Below are 21,738 nucleotides of genomic sequence, written 5' to 3'. Positions count from 1 at the left end.
CGGCTGGCGCTGGACCCCGCTACCCCTGGGGATCCCCCGGTAACGGCGCCTCCCCCGTTCAGGGGAGCGTCGTCGCCGGATCGTCACCGTCGGGGTGGCCGTGCACCCGGAGTTCGCTGGTCACGTCCGATCCGGTTCGCTCCTCCCCCGTCCGAGGGGAGGAGCGGACCGGCGGGCGGCTCAGGGACGCGGTGTCCGGACGGGCCGGCGGACGACGAACGGGCCGATGGCCAGCAGGTCGACCGGGGCCGAACCGAAGCACTCGAGGGCGTCGCGCGGGTCGTCGACCATCGGCCGGCCGGCGGTGTTGAGGCTGGTGTTGACCACCACGGGGACGCCGGTCCGGCGCTCGAACGCCGAAATCATCCGGTGCACCAGCGGCTCGGTCCGCGGGTCGATGGTCTGGATGCGCGCGGTGCCGTCGACGTGGGTGACCGTGGGGATGCGGTCCTTCCACTCCGGCGCGACGTCGTGCACGAAGAGCATGTACGGCGAGGGGATGGGGCCGCGGCTGAAGATCTCCGGCGCCTTCTCCAGCAACACCATCGGCGCGACCGGGCGGAACTGCTCGCGGCCCTTGACGTCGTTCATCCGCTCGAGGTTGGCCTCGAAGCCGGGGTGGGCGAGCAGCGAGCGGTGCCCCAGCGCGCGGGGGCCGTACTCGCTGCGGCCCTGGAACCAGGCCACGATGCCGTTGTCGGCGAGCACCTCGGCGACGGCCTCGGCGACGTCGTCGGGACGCTCGTAGTCGACGGCGGCGGTCGTCAGCCAGCGCTCGATCTCGTCGTCGCTCCAGCCGCGGCCCAGCGCCGCGCCGGGCATCGGCTCGGTGCGCTCGCCCAGCTCGGCGGCCACGTGCAGGGCCGCGCCGAGCGCCGTCCCGGCGTCGCCGGCGGCCGGCTGCACCCACACCTGCTCGAAGGGGCTCTCGGCGAGGATGCGGGTGTTGGCCACGCAGTTCAGGGCGGTGCCGCCGGCCATGGTGAGCGTCTTCTCGCCGGTCTGCTCGTGCACCCAGCGGGCGAGGTCGACCAGCACCTCCTCCAGCCGCGTCTGGACGCTGGCGGCGAGGTCGGCGTGGTCCTCGGTCCACTGGTCGCCCGTGCCGAGGCGGGGCGCGAACTCGGTGTAGTCGATCTCCTCGGTGACGAAGCCGCCGTCGCCGGTGGCCCGGATGAGCTCCGACAGCTCGCCGAGGAAGCGCGGCTTGCCGTAGGAGGCCATCGCCATGACCTTGAACTCGTCGGAGCTGCGCAGGAAGCCCAGGTGGTCGGTGAGGTCCTCGTACATCAGGCCGAGGGAGTGGGGGAGCGCCTGCCCGGCGAGGACCTCCAGCTGCCCGTCGACGTAGCGGCCGGCGAGGTGGCTGTGCGCCTCGCCGCGGCCGTCGAGGACGAGCACGGCGTTGTCCCGCTGCGGCGCGGCCTTCCCGGCAGAGGCGGCGTGCGCGACGTGGTGCTTGACGAAGCGCACCGTCGCCGGGTCGAGGCCGGGCAGGGCGTGGGCCAGGAAGTCCGGCGCCATCTCGGCGTACCTCTTGCGCATCGTGTCGCCGTCGTCGAACAGGCCGGAGTCCTCCGGCGTGCCCATGAGCGCGGGGTCGAAGGAGTAGGCGACGGCGTCGAGCTCCTCGGGGCGGATGCCGGCCTCGGCCAGGCACCAGGCCGCCGAGAGCTCGGGCAGCTCCCAGGCGCTCCAGGGCAGCGGGCGCTTGCCGTGCTTGCGCCGGCTGAAGCGCTCCTCCTCGGCCGCGGCCACGACCCTGCCGTCGACGACGAGCGCCGCCGCGGGGTCGTGGTAGATGGCGTTGATGCCGAGGACCTTCACGTGCGATCTCCTCCCGCACCGGGCGACGCGCCCGGCTCTCCGGCCTTGATCATCGACTTCCCCCCGCCGTCCCGCAGGGTGAGCACCCGATGCGGTGGTGCTCCTCCGGGCTACAGGGGCGGGCGCCGGGCGGTCCAGTCGGTCACCGACTCGTAGGCCTGCCCCACGCGGAGGACGCCGACCTCGTCGAACGGCCGGCCGATGACCTGCAGCCCGATCGGGAGCCCGGCCGAGGTGAACCCGCAGGGCACCGACAGCGCCGGCAGGCCGCTGACGTTGCCCGGCGCCGAGTGGCCGACCCAGGCGTCGATCACCGCCTTCCGCCTCCCGCCGGGGAAGGTGAACGTCTCCTGTCCCACCGCGGCCGCGGCGGCGGGCAGGGTCGGGCACACCAGCGCGTCCAGGCCCTCGAAGGCCCGGCGGAACGCCTGCTGCACCAGCGTGCGGACGCGCAGGGCCTTGATGTACTGCGTGGCGAGCACCGTCTCGCCGGCGTCGAGGAACACCCGCACGTCGTCGGTGTACCGGTCGCCCGACTCGCGCAGCATCTCCTGGTGGTAAGCGCTGGCCTCGGGGACGAGCACCCCGAACAGCACGGCTACCAGCTGCTCGGCGTAGGGGATCTCCACCTCCCGCAGCGTCGCCCCCTGGGCCTCGAGGACGGCGATGGCCTCCCGGACTGCCGACTCCACCTCGGGGTCGACGTCGTCGAAGAAGTAGTTGGCCGGGACGCCGAGCGTCAGGCCGCGGACTCCGGCGTCCAGGCCGGCGGTGAAGTCGGGGACCGGCTCCCTGGCCGAGCCCGGGTCGCGGGCGTCGAAGCCGGCGATGGCCTGGAGGGTCAGGGCCGCGTCGCGCACGGTGCGGGTGAGCGGTCCCGCGTGGTCCAGCGACCAGCACAGGGACGTGACCCCGGCGCGGGAGACCCGGCCGTAGGTCGGCTTGAGGCCGACGGTGCCGCACACGGACGCCGGGATGCGGATGGAGCCGCCGGTGTCGGTGCCCATGCCCATCAGGCACTCCCCGGCGGCCACCGCGGCGCCGGACCCGCCGCTCGAGCCGCCGGGCACGTGCCCGGTGTCCCACGGGTTGCGGGTCGTCGGGGTGAGCACGCCGTAGGCGAACTCGTGCGTGTGCGTCTTGCCCACCATGACGGCGCCGGCGTCCCGGAGGCGGGCGACGCAGGCCGAGTCCTCGGTCGGCACGTGCTCGGAACGGACCGCCGAGCTCGACGTCGTCGGCAGGCCCACGGCGTCGTAGAGGTCCTTGATGCCCACCGGGATGCCGTGCAGCGGACCGCGGTACCTCCCGGCGGCGATCTCCGCCTCCGCCTGCCGGGCGGCCTCCAGCGCCTGGTCGGCGGTGACGACGACGAACGCGTTCAGCCGACCCTCGACCTCGTCGATGCGGTCGAGCGCCGACTGGACGAGTTCGACCGGGGACAGCGCGCGCTGCTCGATCTGCCGGGCGGCCTCGGCGATGCTGAGCTCGCAGGGCTGCACGTCCTCACTCCCACCGCGCGTCGAAGGCGGTGGCCGGTGGCGTCTCGCCCACCGCGACCTCGTCGAGGCTGTCGTACAGCCCCAGGACCATGGTCATGGCCGGCCCCGCCGCTGCACGCCGCTCGGTGGTGAGGTCCAGGCGGGCGTGGGCGAGCAGCTGGTCGAGGGCCTCGTCGCCGAGTGGCGACCGTGGTGTCGACGCCATGAGCCATCTCCTCCGGGTCGGGTGGAACGTGCCGCACAGCATGCCGGGCCGCGCCCTCAGGCGCTGCGGACCTGCAATAGGTCGTTGGCCTCCACGGCCCGCAGCGCCAGCGTCTTGTAGCCGACCTCCTCGAACAGCACGACGACGCGGTCGTCCTCCAGCCGCATGACCACGCCGGGACCCCACTCGGTGTGGACGACGGGGGTCTCGGGCGTGAAGGGGGTGTCGGCGCCGTCGCCGGAGGGCTGCTCGTGCGCGGTGCCGGCCGAGCAGTTGTCGCAGTTGCCGCAGGGCTCCTCGAGCTGCTCGCCGAAGTAGCCGAGCAGGTACTGGCGGCGGCACTCGGTCGTCTCGGCGTAGCCGCGCATCATCTCCACGCGGCTCTGGTCGACCCGCTCGTGGTGCTCGGCGAGCTCGCGGGCCGCGGCGGCGGCGTCGCCGGGGCTGGGCGCGCCGTCGGCCGGGTGCGCGGCGCCCTCGTCGTCGAGGACGACGGCCGACACCTGCTCGAGCAGGTTGAGGTCGCGGGCCAGCGGGGTGGCGCCGCGGCCGGTCTCCTCGCGCAGCTGCTTGACGTCGACGCCGTCGTCCACACCGGCCGCGGGCGCGGCGGCGACCAGCCCGGCGACCTGCTGCAGCTCCTCCTCCGCCGGGGCGCCGGCGGCGAAGAAGCGGCGCAGGCCGAGGTCCTCCTGCCGGTAGACCAGCACCGCGAGCGCCGCCTCGCCGTCGCGGCCGGCCCGGCCGATCTCCTGGTAGTAGCTGTCGACGGAGTCGGCGGGCTCGGCGTGCACCACGAAACGCGTGCCGGGCTTGTCGATGCCCATCCCGAAGGCCGTCGTCGCCACCACCACGTCGAGCTCGTCGTCCATCCACGCGCGCTGGGTGTCCTCGCGCTCGCTCCTCCTCAGGCCCGCGTGGTACGGCCGCGCCCGCAGGCCGCGCTCGGTGAGCGCCTCGGCGAGGTCGAGGGTGCCCTTGCGGGTGGCGCTGTAGACGATGCCCGGACCGCGGCCGGCCGCGACCTCGGCCACCGTGCGGTCGATCACCGCGTTCCGCTTCGCGGAGGCGTCGGCGTGCTGGTCGACCTCGAGCCGGATCTCGGGCCGGTCGAACCCGGCGACGACGACCTCGGGGTCGCGCATCGACAGCCGCTCGACGATCTCGGCGCGCACCGGCGGGGCGGCCGTCGCGGTCAGGGCCAGCACCGTCGGGTGGCCCAGCTGCTCGACGACCTGGCCCAGCCGCAGGTAGTCGGGGCGGAAGTCGTGGCCCCACGCGGAGACGCAGTGCGCCTCGTCGACGACGAACAGCGCCGTGCCGGCGTCGCGGACGGCGTCGACCACCTCCGGCTTGGTCAGCTGCTCGGGGGCGAGGAAGAGGAAGCGGACCGTTCCGTCCCCGAGCCCCTCGAGGGCGGCGCGCTGGTCGCCGGCGGACAGGCTGGAGTTGAGCTGCGCGGCCCGGCCGGCCTGCTCACCGAGCTCCACGAGCCGCTCCACCTGGTCCCGCTGCAGGGCGATGAGCGGCGAGACGACGACGACCGGCCCGTCGAGCAGCTGCCCGGCGACCTGGTAGACCGCGCTCTTGCCGGCGCCGGAGGGGAGCACCGCCAGCGTGTCCCGGCCCGCGAGGACGGACTGCATGGCCCGCTCCTGTCCGGGGCGGAAGCCGTCGAAGCCGAGGACGTCGCGGGCGGTCTCGCGCAGCCGGCGGGTGCGGACCGAGGCCGAGCCGCCGGCGGGATTGGCGCTGGGAGTGCGTGACACCGCGTGCCGCTGCCCGGGGGCCGAGATCGGCAAACGGAGCGCCGGTGCCCCGGCCGCCGGGCGGGATCTCACCGCAGGGGGGCGCGGCGGGTGCCGACGTCGGCGGAGTCCGCCGCGGCACGGCCGACCCGGAAGCCCGAGCCGTCGACGGAGGCGCGGCCGCGGCCGCTGCGCACGCGCGGGAACAGCTCGGCGAACGCGTGGTCGACGGCGACCTGCCTCGAGCGCAGGACCGGCAGCAGGTCCACGCCCTGCTCGGCCGCGGCCTCCCGGGTCGCCCGCTCCCGGGCGCTGGTCAGCCGCTCGCCGATGCGGCCCGCGTAGCCGAGCAGGAACGCCCGCCGGAACGCGCGGGACCCCGACCGCCGGCATGCCGCCCGCTCGGCGGCGCCCAGCGCCTGGCCGACCTGCAGCAGCAGCGAGGTGAACAGCAGCTCCACCGTGTCGAGGTCGGTGGCGATCCCGACGAGGGTGGCGATGCCCAGGCCGCGGTACCAGACCAGCCGCACTCCGTTGGCGTCGGCGACCGCGCCGAGCAGCTGGACCTTGGCCAGCACGTACGGGTCGTCGACGTGCACGCGCCGGGTCGCCACGTCCGAGCGCTCCCCAGGGCGGTCGTCGAGCAGGGCCGTGTCGACCGCGTGGCGGGTCATCAGCTCCTGCGCCTTGGCCGTGAGCGCCTCGGCCTCCTCGGGGAACTCCGTCGACTCGGCCTTGGCCAGCAGCGCCCGGATCCGCCGCAGGACGCGGGCGTCGTCGGGGGTGGCGGCGGCCTCGCGTCGCGTGCCCGGGCCCCAGCGGGACGGTGGTGGGACGAGCACCTCGAGGCGCGCGGTGGTCCGCAGCAGCCCGGCCAGGCGCAGCACGATCCGCCACGCGTCCACGGGCGGTCTGCCCTCCCTGCCCTGCCACGCGCCCACCACCCCGGGATCGCCCGCGGCCGGCACCCCGAGCTCCCGCAGCTGCCCGAGCCAGACCTCCGGCGCGCGGGCCGCCGCATCCGTGCGGCGCGCGTCCTCGGCCATCAGTGCCACGAGCAGCGGCACCGAGGCGGCGGTCGCCTCCTTCCGCGCGGCGTGCACCACGTCGGCCGGCTGCCACCCGCGCTCCCACGTGTCGGCGAGAGCGGCGAGCAGCTCGCGCGTGACGGCGCCCGTGCCGTCGACCACCGGGGAGCGTGTGGCCAGGGTGGCCGCGAGCTCCGAGGCCACGCCGGCGTCGGTCAGCAGGCCGCCGCGGGCGCGGAGGAGGTCGGTGAGCCAGGCGTCGTCGAACACCCCCCGATGGTCGCGCCGGTGCCCGTCGGGGTGCGGCACCGCCTGTGGACGCCGGCCCGCCATCCACCGTCCCCGGCGCCGGGCCGGGTCCCGTCGTACCGGCGACTAGGGTCGCGCGGCGTGGGCGCGAGCTACCGGATCGCCGAGGCCGCGGCGCTGCTGGGCGTCAGCGACGACACGGTGCGCCGGTGGATCGACAGCGGCCGGCTGCCGGCGTCGCGGGAGGGCGGGGGCCCGGCGCACGTCGACGGCGCCGACCTCGCCACCCTGGCCACCGCGCTGCACGAGGCGCCCGAGCCGGGCACCACCCGCGGCTCCTCGGCGCGCAACCGGCTGGCCGGCATCGTGACCCGCGTCGTCCGCGACACCGTGATGGCCCAGGTCGAGATCCAGGCCGGGCCCTTCCGGCTGGTCTCGCTGATGTCCCGCGAGGCGGCCGACGAGCTGGGCCTCGAGGTCGGCGTGCGCGCCGTCGCCACGGTCAAGGCGACGCAGGTGAGCGTCGACGTCCCGTAGTCCCCCCGTACCCGCGGGGGATGAGGCACTACTGTTCCGCAGATGCGGAGCAGTCGACTGGTCGCGGTGCTGGCCGTGGTGGCCCTGGGCGTCGCCGGCTGCGGGGGAGGGGACGACGCCGCGGCGTCCGCGAGCGGCCCCAGCGGCACGCTGACCGTCTTCGCCGCCGCCTCGCTCACCGACGTCTTCACCGACCTCGGGCGGCGGCTGGAGGACGACCACGACGGCCTGACCGTGCAGTTCGCCTTCGCCGGCAGCGCCGCGCTGGCCACCCAGATCACCCAGGGCGCCCCGGCCGACGTCTTCGCCTCGGCCAACGGGGCGCAGATGTCCGTGGTCACCGACGCGGGCCTCGCCGACGGCGACCCGACGGTGTTCGCCGGCAACGTCCTGCAGATCGCCGTCCCCCCGGGCAACCCCGGCGGCGTCACCGGCCTGGCCGACTTCGCCCGCGCGGAGCTCGCGCTCGCCGTCTGCGCGCCCGAGGTGCCCTGCGGCGCGGCCGCCGAGGCCGTGTTCGCCGCCGCGGGCGTGACCCCGCGGCCGGACACCCAGGAGGAGGACGTCCGCGCTGCGCTGACCAAGGCCGAACTCGGCGAGGTCGACGCTGCGCTGGTCTACGCCACCGACGTCGCCGTCGCCGGCGACCGGGTCGAGGGCATCCCCTTCCCCGAGGCGGAGGACGCCGTCACCGGGTACCCGCTGTGCACGCTGGCCGCCGCGCCCAACCCCGGCGCCGCGCGGGCCTTCGTCGACCTGGTGCTCTCCGAGGAGGGGCAGCGGGTGCTCGGGGCCGCGGGCTTCCGCGGGCCGTGAGACGGGTCCGCACCCCGGCGCCGCTGCTGGTCCCGGCGGCCCTCGCCGTCGCCTTCCTCGTCCTGCCCCTGGCCGGCCTGCTCGTGCGGACACCGTGGTCGCAGCTGGGCACCTCGCTCGCCGCGCCCGGCGTCGGGCAGGCGCTCCGGCTGTCGCTGGTCTCGGCCACGCTGGCCACCGCGGTCTCCGTCGTCCTCGGCGTGCCGCTGGCCTGGGTGCTGGCCCGCTCGCGGGCGCGCGGGCGGGCGGTGCTGCGCGCGCTGGTCACCGTGCCGCTGGTGCTGCCGCCCGTGGTCGGCGGCGTGGCGCTGTTCCTCGTGCTCGGTCGGCAGGGGATCGTCGGCGGCTGGCTGGCCGAGACCACCGGGATCACCATCCCGTTCACCACGGCCGCCGTCGTCATCGCCGAGACGTTCGTGGCCATGCCGTTCCTCGTCATCAGCGTCGAGGGGGCACTGCGCGCCGCCGACGTCCGGTACGAGGACGCCGCCGCCACGCTGGGCGCGGACCGCTGGACGACGTTCCGCCGGGTCACCCTCCCGCTGGTCGCCCCGGGGGTCGCCGCCGGCGCGGTGCTGTGCTGGGCGCGGGCGCTGGGCGAGTTCGGCGCCACCATCACCTTCGCCGGCAACTTCCCGGGGACGACGCAGACGATGCCGCTGGCGGTCTACCTGGCGCTGCAGCGCGACCCGCAGGCCGCGATCGTGCTCTCCCTGGTCCTGCTCGCCGTCTCGGTGGCCACGCTGCTGCTCCTGCGGGACCGCTGGCTCGGGCGGGGAGCGGCCGCGTGAGCCTGTCGGCGCACGTCCTCGTGCGACGCGGACCGGTCCTCGTCGACGTCGCGCTGGAGGTCGCCGACGGCGAGGTGCTCGCCGTCCTCGGGCCCAACGGCGCGGGCAAGTCGACGCTGCTGCGGGTGCTCGCCGGCCTGCTCCCGCCCGACGGCGGCCGGGTCGCCGTCGACGGGACGCCCTGGGACGACGTCGCCGCGCGGGTGCACCTGCCCGCCCACCGCCGGCCGCTCGGGATGGTCTTCCAGGACCACCTCCTCTTCCCGCACCTGTCCGTGCTGGAGAACGTCGCCTTCGGTCCCCGGACGCGGGGGGCCTCCCGGGCGGCGGCGCGGGCCGCGGCCGCCGCGTGGCTCGACCGGGTCGGCCTCGCCGGCCTGGCGGACCGGCGGCCCGGACAGCTCTCCGGTGGGCAGGCGCAGCGGGCCGCGCTGGCCCGCGCGCTGGTCGGCGACCCGGCGCTGCTGCTGCTCGACGAGCCGCTCTCGGCGCTCGACGCCCGCACCCGGCTCGCCGTCCGCGCCGAGCTGCGCCGCCACCTGGCCGACTACGCCGGCAGCGCGGTGCTGGTCACCCACGACCCGGTCGACGCCATGGCGCTGGCCGACCGCGTCGTCGTCGTGGAGGACGGCCGGGTGGTGCAGGCGGGGACGCCGGCCGACGTCGCCCGCCACCCCCGCACCGACTACGTCGCCCGGCTGGTCGGGCTCTCCCTGCTGCCCGGCACCGCCGACGGGCTCACCGTGCGCCTCGACGGCGGCGGGGTGGTGGCCGTCGCCGCGCCCGCGGAGGGCCCGGTGCTGGTGGCGGTGCGCCCCGAGTCGGTGGCGCTGCACCCCTCGCGGCCGGGGGGCAGCCCGCGCAACGCCTGGCCGCTGACGGTGACCGGCGCGACGCCGCACGGGGCGACCGTGCGCTGCGAGCTCGACGGCGAGGTGCCGCTGCTCGCCGACGTCACCGCGACCGCCTTCGCCGAGCTCGGCCTGGCCCCGGGCTCGCCGGTCTGGGCGGTGGTCAAGGCCTCCGAGGTCACCGTCTACCCGCGCTGAGGTGACGGGAACGGCCACTCCTGCCGCTCTGGCAGGGTGGGCGGGCATGAGCACGGTCGCCGGGCTGGTCCTCGCCGCGGGCGGGGGACGCCGCTACGGCATGCCCAAGGCGCTCGTCGAGTACGGCGGCAGCCTGCTGGTGGAGCGCGCGGTGCGGACGGCGCGGGCGGTGTGCGACCCGGTGCTCGTGGTCCTCGGCGCCCGCGCGGTCGACGTCTGGCAGTCCGCCGACCTCACCGGCGCCACCGTGCTGGCCAACCGCGACTGGGAGACCGGCATGGCCTCCAGCCTGCGCACCGGGCTGGAGGGGCTGCGCGGCTGGCCGGGACGGATCGACGCCGCGCTGGTCACGCTCGTGGACATGCCGGGGATGACGCCGGCGGCGCTCGCGCAGGTCGCCGCGCTCGCCGCCCCGGACGCGCTGGCGGTGGCCACCTACGACGGCGTCCGCGGGCACCCGGTGCTGCTCGGCCGGGACCACTGGGCGGGCGTGGCCGCGACGGCGACCGGCGACGAGGGCGCCCGCCGCTACCTGGCCGCGCACCCGGTCGCCGAGGTCGACTGCACCGGCCTGGCCGACCCGGTGGACCTCGACGTGCCGCCCGGCGGGGTAGCTTCGGCGCCGTGATCGCCGGCCACCTGATCGCCCGAGTCGTGGACGAGCCGCTCTCGGTCGCCGAGCACGAGGCGGCGGTGGCCGACGCCGGTGCCGGCGCGGTCGTCTCCTTCGCCGGCGTCGTCCGGGACTCCGACGGCGGCCGGTCGGTCACCGAGCTCGAGTACGTCGGCCACCCGACCGCCGGGCAGGTGATCACCGAGCTGGCGGAGGAGTTCGCCGCCCGCCCCGGCGTCCGCGCCGTCGCCGTCTCGCACCGGGTCGGCCTGCTGGGCATCGGCGACGTCGCGCTGGCCTGCGCCGTCAGCTCGGCCCACCGCGGCGAGGCCTTCACCGCGTGCGCCGAGCTGGTCGACGAGGTCAAGAGGCGGCTGCCGATCTGGAAGCGCCAGGTGTTCACCGACGGCGGCGAGGAGTGGGTCGCCTGCCCGTAGGGCACGTCCCGTCCCGGTACCGGGCCGGCCCGCTCCCTTGACCGGCGCGGGGCCGCGTGGCACAACGGTGCGGGGCTCCAGAGGTGGGGTGGATCCTCCCGGCGTGCCCGCGGACCGCGGCCGGACGACAGCGAGGTGTCCCGTGCCGGCGGAGCGCGATCCCGTCCTGGAGGCGATGCCGCTCGGCTTCCTCGCCGTCGACGCCGGCTGGCGGATCGCCTACGTCAACGCCGCCGGCGAGGCCGTCGTGGGCCGGACGTGGGACGAGCTCGTCGGCGCCTGCTTCTGGGCGTCCTTCCCGGCCAACCGCGACAGCGAGGCCGGCCGCGTCTACCGCGAGGTCGTGGCCACCGGGCACGCCCGGACGTTCGAGACCTACTACCCCGAGCCCTTCTCCAGCTGGTTCGAGGTGAGCGCCGTCCCGCTGCCGACCGGCCTGGGGATGTACTTCTCCGAGGTCACCGCGCGCCGCACCGCGCAGGACCGGCTGGCGCTGCTGGCCCGGGTCGGCGCCGAGCTGACCGGCACCCTCGACCTCGCCGACGCCGTCCGCCGGATCCCGCGCCTGGTCGTGCCCGAGCTCGGCGAGGCCTGCCTGCTCACGGTGGTCGACGACGACGGCCGGCCCCGCGACCTCGGCTCCTGGCACGGCGACCCCGCCCGCCGCGACCTGCTCGCCCGCTACGCCGGCGTCCGGTTGCCCGGGATGCCGTCCGCCGCCCCGGTGATGCGGGCGCTGGCGGGGGAGACGGTGACCGCCGACGGCGCGGCGGTGCTCGCGGCGATCGACGACGAGGAGGCCGCCCGGCTCTACCGCGAGCTGGGCGCCCCGGCGGTGCTCGCCGTTCCGCTGCCGGGCCGCGACCGGGTCATCGGCGCGCTCACCTTCCTCGCCGGCGATCCCGCCGGCGCCGCGCGCGTGGACCCGCTCACCGCCCGCGAGGTGGCCGGCCGGGTGGGGCTGGCGCTGGACGACGTCCGGCTCTTCGCCCGCCAGAGCCAGCTCGCCGAGGCCCTGCAGCGCAGCCTGCTCACCGATCCGCGCGGCTCCGGTCTGGGCGCGGTCGAGGTCCGCTACACGCCGGCGGCCGAGGCGGCCCGCGTGGGCGGTGACTGGTACGACGCCTTCCCCCAGCCCGGCGGGGCGACCACTCTGGTCATCGGCGACGTCGTCGGGCACGACACCGCCGCCGCGGCGGCCATGGGGCAGCTGCGCTCGCTGCTGCGCGGCGTCGCCGTCTACAGCGGTGCCGGGCCGGCCGAGGTGCTGCGCGGGCTGGACGAGGCGATGGCGACGCTCGGCGTGGACACCCACGCCACCGTCGCCGTCGCCCGCTTCGAGCGCACGCCCGAGGAGGCCGCGGCGGGCCGCACCCGGATGTGCTGGGCCAGTGCCGGCCACCTCCCGCCGCTGGTGCTCGACCCCGACGGCCGGCCGGTCGGACTGCCGGAGCACCCTGGCGACCTGCTGCTCGGCGTCGACCCGGCCAGCGTCCGCGTCGAGTGCACCCTGGTGCTCGAGGCCGGCTCCACGGTGCTGCTGTACACCGACGGCCTGGTCGAGCGGCGCGGCCTCGACCTCGACGCCGGGATGGCCCGGTTGGCCGCCGTCGTCGCCGAGCTCGGCGGGCGCCCGCTCGACGAGCTGTGCGACGAGGTGATCGAGCGGCTCGTGCAGAGCCACCCGGAGGACGACGTCGCCCTGGTGGCGCTGCGCCTCGACCGCTGAGCCCGGACCGCTGAGCCCGGACCGCTGAGCCCGGCGGTCTCAGACCGTGGTGCGGCCGTCCTCGTCGGTGGGACGGGGGTCGCCGTGCCCGTGCGCGGCCTCCTCGGCGCGCTCCTCCTCGAGCTCCACCTCGGCCTCGAGCCGGTGGGCCTCCCCGGCCACCTGGGCGGCGGCGTCGCCGTGCGACTCGCCGTAGACCTCCTCGGCCCGGCCCAGCAGTTCCTCGGCCTTCGCCTTCGCCTTGTCGAGAAAGCTCATCGTCGTCCCGTCCTCCCCGGCTCCCGAACGGGCGCCCTGTGTGCAGCATCGCGGATCTCGCCGACCAGCTCCTCCAGGATGTCCTCCAGGGCCACGACGCCGACCACCCGGCCCGCGTCGGTGACCGCGGCGAACTGGGCGCGGCCGGCCTGCATGACCGCCAGCGTGCGGCGCAGGTCGTCCTCGGCGGCCACCCGGGGCAGGGGGCGGGTGATGTCCCGGACCCGCGGCTCGGGGACGCCGTCGGCCTGCAGCACGTCCTTGACGTGCACGTAGCCGAGCAGCCGGTCGCCGACGGCCACCGGGAAGCGGGAGAAGCCGGTGGTGGCCGCGGCCCGCTCGACGGCGGCGGTGTCGTCGTCCGGCGCGACGACGGTCAGCGCGGCCCGCGGGATGAGCACCGAGCGGGTGTCGCGCTCCTCCAGGCCGAGGGCGCCGGTGAGCAGCTCGTGCCCGCGCTCGTCGAGCAGGCCGCCGGCGCGCGACTCGTCGAGCAGCCCGGCCACCTGGTCGCGGGTGAACGCGCTGGTCACCTCGTCCCGGGGCGTCACCCCGATCAGCCGGAGCACGCCGTTGGCCAGCGCGTTCAGCGTCACGATGACCGGCTTGAGCACCGTCACGACGGCGGCCAGTGGCGGGGCCAGCGCCAGCGCGGCCCGGTCGGGCCCGGCCAGCGCCAGGTTCTTCGGCACCATCTCGCCGATCACCACGTGCAGCGCGACGACGGCGGTCAGCGCGAGGACGAAGGAGATCGGGTGCACCAGCGCCTCGGGGACCGACAGCGCCGCGAAGACGGGCTCGAGCAGGTGCGCCACCGCGGGCTCACCGATGGCGCCGAGGCCCAGCGAGCAGACGGTGATGCCGAGCTGCGCGCCGGCCATCATCAGCGACACCCGCTCCATCGCCGCCAGCGTGGTGCGGGCACGGCGGGAGCCGGCGTCGGCCAGCGGCTCGATGGACGAGCGGCGGGCGGAGATCAGGGCGAACTCGGCACCGACGAAGAACGCGTTGGCGAGCAGCAGCACGACGGCGACCAGCAGGCCGACCCAGTCACCCACGGCCGGTCTCCTCGTCGTCGCCGGTGGTCGCGGACAGCTCGCCCACGACGGCCCGCTCCACGCGGGTGCCGTCGACCTTCTCGACCTCGACCCACACGCCGGCCGGCAGGCCCTCGGCCTCGGCGGCCAGCTCCGGGGGCAGGGCCGGTCGCGCCTCGATCCGGTCGCCGGACTCCGGGATCCGCCCCAGCGCGTGCAGCACCAGGCCGCCGAGGGTCTCCCAGTGCCGGTCGGAGGGGACCGCCAGGCCGGTGGCCGCGGCCACCTCGTCGGGGCGCAGCAGGCCCGAGACCGACCAGGTGCCGTCGCCGCGGTCGACGACGTCGTCGCCGGTCTCCTGGTCGTACTCGTCGATGAGGTCGCCGACGATCTCCTCCACGAGGTCCTCGATGGTCACCACGCCGTCGGTGCCGCCGTACTCGTCGACGACGACGGCCATCTGCAGCCCGCCGCGGCGCAGGTCGCCGAGCAGGTCGTCCAGCCGCCGGGACGTCGGGACGAACAGCGCCGGGAGCATGACCGCCGAGACGGGGGTGTCCGCCCGCCGGTCGCGCGGGACGGCCAGGGCGTGTTTCACGTGGACCATGCCGACGACGTCGTCGACGCCGGACCCGGAGACGACGGGGAACCGCGAGTGCCCCGAGTCGCGCGCGGCGGTGAGCACCTCGGCGACGGGAGCGCCGTCGAGGACGGTGGTCATGCGGGTGCGCGGGGTGGCCGCGTCGCTGGCCCGCAGCTCCCCGAAGGCCAGTCCGCGCTCGAGCAGGGTGGCCGTGGCGGCGGGCAGCGTGCCCTGCCGGCCGGAGCGGCGGACCAGCGAGGTGAGCTCCTCCGGCGAGCGGGCCGAGGCCAGCTCCTCCTGCGGCTCGACGCCGAACAGCCGGCGCAGGATGGCGTTGGCCCAGCCGTTGAGGAAGCGGATGACCAGCGACGTCGCCCGGGTGAAGCCGCGCTGGAAGCCCGACACGGCGCGGGCGGTGCGCAGCGGCTCGCTGATCGCCACGTTCTTGGGCACCAGCTCGCCGAACACCATGGTCAGCGCCGTCGCGAGGACCAGCGCCAGGGTGATCGACACCGACCGGGCGGCACCGCCGGACAGACCCACCGCCTCCAGCGGTCCGCGCAGCAGCGCGGCGATCGAGGGCTCGGCGACGAAGCCGATGGCCAGGTTGGTGACGGTGATGCCGAGCTGGGCGCCCGAGAGCTGGGTGGACAGCGTCCGCATGGCGGCGAGCACGCCGGCCGACCCGCGGACGCCGGCGGCGGCCTCGCGCTCCACGGTGGCCCGGTCGACGGTGACCAGGGAGAACTCGAAGGCCACGAACGCGGCACAGCCCAGGATCAGCACCACGCCGACGAGGACGAGCAGCCACTCGATCATGCGGGGTTCCGGAGCGGGAGGGAACGGGGAGGGCTCGTATGGTGAGGCAGGCTCACGAGGGGGCGGTCATCCTCCGGCGAAGGGGGGCAGCACGTCCACGACCGCCCCGGGTGACAGCTGCAACGACCGGTCGCGCGTCTGCGTTCCGTCGACGAGGAACGAGCAGGCGGTGAGCACCCGGGCGAGGCGCTCGCCGTGGGCCTCGACGATCCGGCCGACGAGCTCCTCGAGGGTGCTCGCCGCGCAGCTCTCGGTGTCGACGCCGCTGGCCGCGCGGGCCCCGGCGAAGTAGCGCACCGTGACGGGTCCGGCCACCGGTCAGCCGCCGATCGCCGACATCGGCCGGCTGGGCTGCAGGAAGCTCGGGTCGTCGATGCCGTGGCCGGGGAGCTTGGCCAGGGTGGCGATCCGCCAGCGGTCGGCCAGCTCGGCGTCGGTGGCGCCCTCGCGCATCGCCGTCCGCAGGTCGGACTCCTCGCGGGCGAACAGGCAGTTGCGGATCTGGCCGTCGGCGGTGAGCCGGGTGCGGTCGCAGGTGCCGCAGAAGGAGCGGGTGACCGAGGCGATGACCCCGACGGTCGACGGGCCGCCGTCGACCAGCCAGCGCTCGGCGGGCGCCGACCCGCGCTCCTCGGTGTCGGGCGTCAGCTCGTGCGCCGCCGACAGCCGGCCCAGGATGTCCTCGGCGGTGACCATCTCGCCGCGGGTCCAGGCGTGGTGGGCGTCGAGCGGCATCTGCTCGATGAACCGCAGCTGGTAGCCGTGCTCCAGGCAGAAGTCCAGCAGCGGGACGGCGTCGGCCTCGTTCATGCCGCGCAGCAGGACCGCGTTGACCTTCACCGGGGTGAGGCCGGCGTCGGAGGCGGCGCGCAGCCCGGCGAGGACGTCGTCGAGCCGGTCGCGGTGGGTGAGGGCCTCGAACCGCTCGCGGTCGAGGGTGTCGAGGCTGACGTTGATCCGGTCCAGCCCCGCGGCGGCCAGCGCGGGCGCGACGCGGGCCAGGCCGATGGCGTTGGTGGTGAGGCTGACCTCCGGGCGCGGGGACAGCGCGGTGGCCGCCTCGACGATGCCCACCAGGCCGGGGCGCAGCAGCGGCTCGCCGCCGGTGAAGCGGACCTCCTCGATGCCCAGCTGCTCGACGCCGATGCGGACCAGCCGGACGACCTCGTCGTCGGTGAGCTGCTCGACCTTGGGCAGCCACTGCAGGCCCTCGGGCGGCATGCAGTAGGTGCAGCGCAGGTTGCAGCGGTCGGTGAGCGACACCCGCAGGTCGGTGGCGACCCGGCCGTGCCGGTCGACCAGCCCGCCCCTGCCGGGCGCGGTGGCGGGCGGCGCCGGACGGCGCACCACCGGGTCGGGCAGCGGGCTGGACTGGGTCACGAGGACGAATGTAGTGGCGGTCGCCCGGTCCGTGCCGTTCCCCGGGACGCCGAGGGGGCGGCCCGCACCGCGGACCGCCCCCGGGGGGAGTGCTGGTTCAGCCGATCGGGACCGGGTTCGTCGGGTCCGGCGGCACGGTCACCGAGCCCTGGATGCGGTTGCGGGCCTGGCAGTCGCTCGTGCAGTTGGTGGCGCCGGCCGAGAGCTCGATCGAGTCCTCGCCGAGCACCCCGCCCATGCGGCCGCCCGAGGCGACCGACCAGCGGGTCGTGGTGGCGGTCTGCTCCAGCTTGGTGGCCACCTGCGGGCTGTCCTTGCCGAGCAGCATCTGGTGCGTGCCGTCGGCCGGGACGCCGTCGCCGAAGTTGACCTTGCCCGTGTACTCGTTGACGAAGTAGAAGAGGCCGGCGCCGAGGGTGTGCACGTACTCGACGGCGGTGCCGAACTCCTGCTCCATCTGGAAGATGCCGCCCTGCGGGGCGTCCTTCGCCTGGACCTTGAACTTGCCGCCGGAGGCGGTGGTGAAGATGACGACGAGGACGTCGTCGCGCAGCCGCAGCTCGCTGATCCGGACGCCGCGCAGCTGGGCAGCGGTCAGCACGGGCACCTTGGAGGCGAAGACGACGGTCGGGGCGGTGACCATGCGCTGCGCGTCCGGGGCGCCGGTGAGCGTGTAGTCGTACACGCCGAGGGTGGCCGGGTCGATCCGGAAGGTGACGTGCCGGCCGCGGACGGCGATCGGTGCGGTGGGCGTGGTGTCGCGCAGGCGGTACTCGTTGCCGGCGGCCGGGTTCGACGTGCGGCCGTTGACGGTGACGGCGAAGTCGCCGCCGCTCCTCGCGCCCTCGGTCGCGCCGCCGTCGTCGCCGCCGGAGGCGGAGGCGGTGCCGGGGACGAGCAGGGCGGCGAGCGCGAGCAGCAGGGCGAGGACGGCGCGCAGGGGGCGCGGCCGGGAGGTGGGGGCCACGGGGCTCCTCGGGTCGGCGGATCGGGCGCCGACCAGGGTGCATGAAGGTTCATGCATCTTGCGTGACGACACGCACACGGCCAGTAAACCGGGACGACGGGCCCGCGGACCGTTGTTACGGTCGCGTCGCCACCCGAGAGTCCGGCGGGCAGTCCCGCACTCGCCTGTGGCCAGGAAGCGCGAGAAGCCCGTGTCACCCCGCTCCGTCCTCCGTCCCCTGCTCGGCCCCTACGCCCGGCTGTTCGTCGTCCCCGGCGCCGCGTGGTTCTCCCTCGCCGGCTGGGTCGCCCGGTTGCCGCTGCCCATGCTCGGCCTGGGCGCCGTCCTGCTCGTCGAGGGCGAGTCCGGCAGCTACGCGCTCGCCGGCGCCGTCTCCGGCACGCTCGCCCTGTCCGCCGCGGTGGGCGGGCCGCTGTGGTCCCGGACGATGGACCGGCGCGGCCAGGGGCGGGTGCTGCAGGTCGCCATGGCCGCCTACCTCGTCAACGGCCTGGCCTTCGTCGCCGTCGTCGTCGGCGACGCGCCGCGCTGGACCTGGTTCCTCCTGGGCGCCCTGACCGGCGCCAGCCTGCCGGGGATCGGCGCGATGGTCCGCGCCCGGTGGGCCGCGGCCCTCGAGGACGCCGAGCGGCGGCAGACCGCGTTCGCCTTCGAGTCCGTCGTCGACGAGGTCGTCTTCGTCGTCGGGCCGCCGCTGGTCACCGTCCTCGGCACGCTCGTCGCCCCGGCCGCCGGCTTCACCACCGGGATCGTGCTCGGCACGGTCGGCGGGCTGTGGCTGGCGCGCCAGCGGGACACCGAGCCCGCGCCCGTGCCCGTGGCCACCGGCGGCCCCTCCCGGCTGACCGCCGCGCTCGGGCCCGCGGTGGTCGTCGTGTCCCTCGCCTACCTCGGCGTGGGCACCGTCTTCGGCGCGATGGACGTCGTCGTCGTGGGCTTCGCGGAGGAGCAGGGCGTCCCCGCCCTCGCCGGCCTCGCGCTGGCGCTCTACGCGGGCGGCAGCCTCGTCGCCGGGCTGGCCTACGGCGTGGCCCACCTGCGCGGCACCCTCGCCGGGCGCTTCCTCGGCACCGCCGTCGCCTTCGGGCTGGCCGCCCAGGGGCTGTGGGCGGTGTCCTCGCTGCCGCTCCTGGTGGGCGCCGGCTTCCTCGCCGGCCTGGCCGTCGCGCCGGTGCTGGTGTCGGGTGCCTCACTGGTGGAGTCGCGGGTGCCCCGTTCCGCGCTCACCGAGGCGCTGTCGTGGACCAACACCGGCCTGACCCTGGGGGTCACCGCGGGCTCGGCGCTCGCCGGTGCGGCGGTCGACGCGTGGGGCGCCCGGGCGGCCTTCGCCGTGCCCGCGCTCGCCGCGGCGGGTGCCGCGGTGCTGGCGCTGGGCGCCGCGCCCCTGCTGCGCCGCGCGCCCGGGCCCGTCGAGGGACCTGCGCCACGGGTTGGGGACGCGGTCGGCGGGTAGGCGGGCTCCTCGGGGAGCCTGGCGCGCCATGCAGTGGCGCGCCGCCCATCGTCCCCGACCGAAGAGGAGAGCCCGTGGCCACCGTGCCCACCATCCACCTGAACAACGGCGTCCAGATCCCGCAGCTCGGGTTCGGCGTCTACCAGATCCCGCCCGAGCAGACCGCCGAGGCGGTCCGCAGCGCACTCGAGGTCGGCTACCGGCACATCGACACCGCCGAGATGTACGGCAACGAGAAGGAGGTCGGCCAGGCCGTCCGCGAGTCGGGCGTCGACCGCTCCGAGGTCTTCGTCACCAGCAAGCTCAACAACGGCTTCCACCGCCGCGACGACGCGCTGCGTGCCTTCGACCAGACGCTCGCCGACCTCGGCATCGACGTCCTCGACCTGTTCCTGATCCACTGGCCGCTGCCCACGATCGACGTCGACTACGTCGAGACGTGGAAGGCCATGGAGGAGATCTACGCCTCCGGCCGCTGCCGGGCGATCGGCGTCTCCAACTTCAACCCGCACCACCTGCGCCGGCTGTTCGCCGAGACCGAGGTGCGTCCGGCGGTCAACCAGGTCGAGGTGCACCCCTACCTCGCCAACGACGAGGTGCGGGCCTTCGACGCCGAGCACGAGATCGTCACCGAGGCCTGGTCGCCGATCGCCCAGGGCAAGGTCCTCGGCGACCCCGCGGTCACCGCGATCGCCGAGACGCTCGGGAGGACCCCGGCCCAGGTCGTGCTCCGCTGGCACGTGCAGCGCGGCGACGTCGTCTTCCCGAAGTCGGTGACCCGCGAGCGCGTGGAGCAGAACTTCGCGCTGTTCGACTTCGAGCTCGACGAGGGCCAGATGGCCACGATCAGCGGCCTCGACCGCGGCGAGCGCACCGGCCCCGACCCGGACACGTTCGACTACGTCCCCCGGTAGACCTGCCCGCCCCTGCCCGACCCCGCGCGATCATGGCGCCGTGACCACCGGAGACCCCTCCGGGCGGTCACGGCGCCATGATCGTCTCGGGGGACTACTCCGCCGTCACGAAGTCGATGAGCTCCTCGACGCGGCCGATGAGCTCGGGCTCCAGGTCGGTCCAGGTCCGCACGCGGGCGAGGACGCGCTGCGCCCACACGTAGCCGGTGTCGTCCTCCCAGCCCAGCCGGCGGCAGACGCCCTCCTTCCACGACTCGCCCTTCGGCACCGTCGGCCACGCCCGGATGCCGACGACGGAGGGCTTGACCGCCTGCCAGATGTCGATGAACGGGTGGCCGACCACCAGCGCGTGCTGCCCGGTGACCTGCTCGGCGATCCGGGACTCCTTCGACCCGCGCACCAGGTGGTCGACGAGCACGCCGAGCCGCCGGCCCGGGGCCGGGCGGAACTCGCGGACGATGCCGGGCAGGTCGTCCACGCCGTGCAGCGGCTCGACGACGACGCCCTCGATGCGCAGGTCGTGGCCCCACACCTTCTCGACCAGCTCGGCGTCGTGCTTGCCCTCGACGTAGATGCGCCCCTCGCGCGCGACGCGGGCGCGCGCCCCGGCGACGTAGGTCGAGCCCGAGGCGCTGCGGGCCGGCGTCGCCGGGCCCTTCGGGGTCGGCCGCACGAGCACGACCGGCCGGCCCTCGACCCAGAAGCCCGGGCCGAGCGGGTACGCCCGGACCCGGCCGAAGCGGTCCTCGAGGTGGACGACGTCCTTCTCGCAGCGCACCACGGCGCCGACGAACCCCGAGCTGGGGTCCTCGACGACGAGATCGCGCTCGGCGGCCACCTGCGGCGGTGGCTTCTTGACCGTGCGGGGGTGCACCAGGTCGTCATAGGGGGAGCGAGGCGGCACGGTCCCAGGAGAGCCGATGACGGCGCCCACGCCCGGGAGACGCGCCGGGGGAGGGCTGCGGGAACGGGCGCGACACGCCCGGGCGACGACGTCGTCGCGATGCGTGACGGTTCGTCGCGATCGGTCGACGGCGACCGAAGACGACCGACACCTGGCCTGACCTGCGAGTTCGTCCCGATCGCACGGGTACCGGCCCGGGACCGTCTGCTCCACGCTCAGCGACCGAAGTGTACGAGTCGATCACCGTCGTTTCGCTCCGGCTCACGTGGTCACTGATCCAGAGACCGCGACACCAGAGCTCAGATGGGAGCGACACGACGATGATCGGCACCGACACCATCAGCCGCGTGATCGGGCAGGACGTCTACGACGAGTCGGGCGAGAAGATCGGCTCGGCCTCCGAGGTCTACCTGGACGACGAGACCGGTCAGCCGGAGTGGGCCACGGTGCGCACCGGGCTGTTCGGCACCAAGGAGTCCTTCGTCCCGCTGCGGGACGCCGACCTGACCAACGACGGCCTGCGCGTACGCGTGAGCAAGGCCCAGGTCAAGGACGCCCCGAAGATCGACACCGACGGCCACCTCTCCCCGCAGGAGGAGCAGGAGCTGTACCGGTACTACGGCCTCGGCTCGGGCACGCAGACGCAGACCACCACGACGGACACCGGCACCGCGGGCACCTACGCGACGGACCAGACCCGCTCGCAGCAGGACCTGACGACGGCCGGCACCGGCACCGTGGGCACCGCCGGCTACACCGACCGTGACCGCGACGGTGTGCGCGACGACCTGGAGACCCGCGGCACCGTCGGTCACGACACCTCGGGCCCGACGACCGACAACGCCATGACCCGCTCCGAGGAGCACCTCAACGTGGGTGTCCAGCGGGT

22 protein-coding genes and 1 pseudogene are annotated in these 21,738 nt (G+C 75.5%); 11 read left to right on the top strand and 12 right to left on the bottom strand.

From position 1 onward, the window contains the following. Positions 1–180 precede the first annotated feature (180 nt). From HLV61_RS22315 to HLV61_RS22295, 5 genes are all read right to left on the bottom strand, one after another. Positions 181–1,827 carry a carbamoyltransferase family protein gene (locus HLV61_RS22315; RefSeq protein ID WP_369259490.1) on the bottom strand — a complete coding sequence of 549 codons (1,647 nt, stop codon included), beginning with the start codon at positions 1,825–1,827 and terminating at the stop codon, positions 181–183. 110 nt (positions 1,828–1,937) lie between these two features. Then, positions 1,938–3,329, bottom strand: coding sequence for an amidase (locus HLV61_RS22310; protein WP_369259488.1), 1,392 nt, complete (start codon positions 3,327–3,329; stop codon positions 1,938–1,940). Positions 3,330–3,333: 4 nt separating this feature from the next. Further along, a complete protein-coding gene (locus HLV61_RS22305; protein ID WP_369259486.1) occupies positions 3,334–3,534 on the bottom strand; it encodes a hypothetical protein in 201 nt (66 codons plus the stop codon). A gap of 56 nt (positions 3,535–3,590) precedes the next feature. Further along, positions 3,591–5,303: a RecQ family ATP-dependent DNA helicase gene (locus HLV61_RS22300; RefSeq protein ID WP_369259484.1), complete on the bottom strand. Its 1,713-nt coding sequence runs from the start codon at positions 5,301–5,303 to the stop codon at positions 3,591–3,593. Positions 5,304–5,371: 68 nt separating this feature from the next. Further along, entirely contained in the window at positions 5,372–6,580 is a 1,209-nt protein-coding gene (locus HLV61_RS22295) for a DUF2786 domain-containing protein (RefSeq protein ID WP_369259482.1), read from the bottom strand. A 120-nt stretch (positions 6,581–6,700) separates the two neighbouring features. Between HLV61_RS22295 and HLV61_RS22290 the strand changes: the two genes are divergently transcribed. The 8 genes and pseudogenes from HLV61_RS22290 (at position 6,701) to HLV61_RS22260 (ending at position 12,531) form a co-directional block, all read left to right on the top strand. Next, entirely contained in the window at positions 6,701–7,096 is a 396-nt protein-coding gene (locus tag HLV61_RS22290) for a TOBE domain-containing protein (RefSeq protein ID WP_163478131.1), read from the top strand. 42 nt (positions 7,097–7,138) lie between these two features. Next, positions 7,139–7,912, top strand: a complete 774-nt coding sequence (modA, locus tag HLV61_RS22285; protein ID WP_369259480.1) for a molybdate ABC transporter substrate-binding protein — start codon at positions 7,139–7,141, stop codon at positions 7,910–7,912. Continuing rightward, positions 7,909–8,703, top strand: a complete 795-nt coding sequence (locus HLV61_RS22280) for an ABC transporter permease (protein ID WP_369259478.1) — start codon at positions 7,909–7,911, stop codon at positions 8,701–8,703. The genes modA and HLV61_RS22280 overlap by 4 nt, the downstream gene beginning before the upstream one ends. Positions 8,704–8,732: 29 nt before the next feature. Continuing rightward, positions 8,733–9,176: pseudogene (locus HLV61_RS23245) on the top strand (ATP-binding cassette domain-containing protein); the annotation flags it as partial. A gap of 120 nt (positions 9,177–9,296) precedes the next feature. Then, complete coding sequence (locus HLV61_RS23240) at positions 9,297–9,752, top strand: TOBE domain-containing protein (RefSeq protein ID WP_440285319.1); 456 nt, start codon at positions 9,297–9,299, stop codon at positions 9,750–9,752. 46 nt (positions 9,753–9,798) lie between these two features. After that, positions 9,799–10,380 carry a nucleotidyltransferase family protein gene (locus HLV61_RS22270; RefSeq protein ID WP_369259474.1) on the top strand — a complete coding sequence of 194 codons (582 nt, stop codon included), beginning with the start codon at positions 9,799–9,801 and terminating at the stop codon, positions 10,378–10,380. Continuing rightward, a complete protein-coding gene (locus tag HLV61_RS22265; protein WP_369259472.1) occupies positions 10,377–10,802 on the top strand; it encodes a molybdenum cofactor biosynthesis protein MoaE in 426 nt (141 codons plus the stop codon). Before HLV61_RS22270 ends, HLV61_RS22265 begins: the two co-directional genes overlap by 4 nt. Before the next feature lie 142 nt (positions 10,803–10,944). Beyond that, positions 10,945–12,531, top strand: coding sequence for a SpoIIE family protein phosphatase (locus HLV61_RS22260; protein WP_369259470.1), 1,587 nt, complete (start codon positions 10,945–10,947; stop codon positions 12,529–12,531). A gap of 39 nt (positions 12,532–12,570) precedes the next feature. On the opposite strand, the gene HLV61_RS22255 is transcribed toward HLV61_RS22260, so the two are convergent. The 6 genes from HLV61_RS22255 to HLV61_RS22230 all read right to left on the bottom strand — a co-directional run bounded on the left by HLV61_RS22255 (position 12,571) and on the right by HLV61_RS22230 (position 17,575). Next, the gene (locus HLV61_RS22255) at positions 12,571–12,789 is read right to left on the bottom strand and encodes a hypothetical protein (protein ID WP_369259468.1); all 219 of its coding nucleotides are present in this window, start codon (positions 12,787–12,789) and stop codon (positions 12,571–12,573) included. Then, entirely contained in the window at positions 12,786–13,847 is a 1,062-nt protein-coding gene (locus HLV61_RS22250; protein ID WP_369259466.1) for a hemolysin family protein, read from the bottom strand. Before HLV61_RS22250 ends, HLV61_RS22255 begins: the two co-directional genes overlap by 4 nt. Continuing rightward, entirely contained in the window at positions 13,840–15,228 is a 1,389-nt protein-coding gene (locus HLV61_RS22245) for a hemolysin family protein (protein WP_369259464.1), read from the bottom strand. The genes HLV61_RS22250 and HLV61_RS22245 overlap by 8 nt, the downstream gene beginning before the upstream one ends. Positions 15,229–15,294: 66 nt before the next feature. Further along, complete coding sequence (locus HLV61_RS22240; protein WP_369259462.1) at positions 15,295–15,543, bottom strand: MoaD/ThiS family protein; 249 nt, start codon at positions 15,541–15,543, stop codon at positions 15,295–15,297. Between the two features lie 3 nt (positions 15,544–15,546). Then, a complete protein-coding gene (gene moaA / locus HLV61_RS22235; protein ID WP_369259460.1) occupies positions 15,547–16,608 on the bottom strand; it encodes a GTP 3',8-cyclase MoaA in 1,062 nt (353 codons plus the stop codon). 97 nt (positions 16,609–16,705) lie between these two features. Next, the gene (locus HLV61_RS22230) at positions 16,706–17,575 is read right to left on the bottom strand and encodes a hypothetical protein (RefSeq protein ID WP_369259458.1); all 870 of its coding nucleotides are present in this window, start codon (positions 17,573–17,575) and stop codon (positions 16,706–16,708) included. A 190-nt stretch (positions 17,576–17,765) separates the two neighbouring features. On the opposite strand from HLV61_RS22230, the gene HLV61_RS22225 reads away from it, so the two are divergent. Both HLV61_RS22225 and HLV61_RS22220 read left to right on the top strand, forming a co-directional pair. Further along, complete coding sequence (locus HLV61_RS22225; protein WP_369259456.1) at positions 17,766–19,031, top strand: MFS transporter; 1,266 nt, start codon at positions 17,766–17,768, stop codon at positions 19,029–19,031. A gap of 74 nt (positions 19,032–19,105) precedes the next feature. Continuing rightward, positions 19,106–19,945 carry an aldo/keto reductase gene (locus HLV61_RS22220; protein ID WP_369259454.1) on the top strand — a complete coding sequence of 280 codons (840 nt, stop codon included), beginning with the start codon at positions 19,106–19,108 and terminating at the stop codon, positions 19,943–19,945. Between the two features lie 94 nt (positions 19,946–20,039). Here the strand turns inward: HLV61_RS22220 and HLV61_RS22215 are convergent, their stop codons facing one another. Beyond that, on the bottom strand, positions 20,040–20,849 hold the full coding sequence (locus tag HLV61_RS22215; RefSeq protein ID WP_369259452.1) for a DUF3097 domain-containing protein: 810 nt from the start codon (positions 20,847–20,849) through the stop codon (positions 20,040–20,042). A gap of 320 nt (positions 20,850–21,169) precedes the next feature. Between HLV61_RS22215 and HLV61_RS22210 the strand changes: the two genes are divergently transcribed. After that, on the top strand, positions 21,170–21,738 hold a 569-nt coding region (locus tag HLV61_RS22210), incomplete at its 3' end, for a PRC-barrel domain-containing protein (RefSeq protein WP_369259450.1).

This window comes from Geodermatophilus amargosae, from assembly GCF_041028265.1.
GTDB lineage: Bacteria > Actinomycetota > Actinomycetes > Mycobacteriales > Geodermatophilaceae > Geodermatophilus > Geodermatophilus amargosae_A.
The sequence above is the reverse complement of the archived record's forward strand: the minus strand, read 5'-3'. Positions and strand labels throughout refer to the sequence as shown.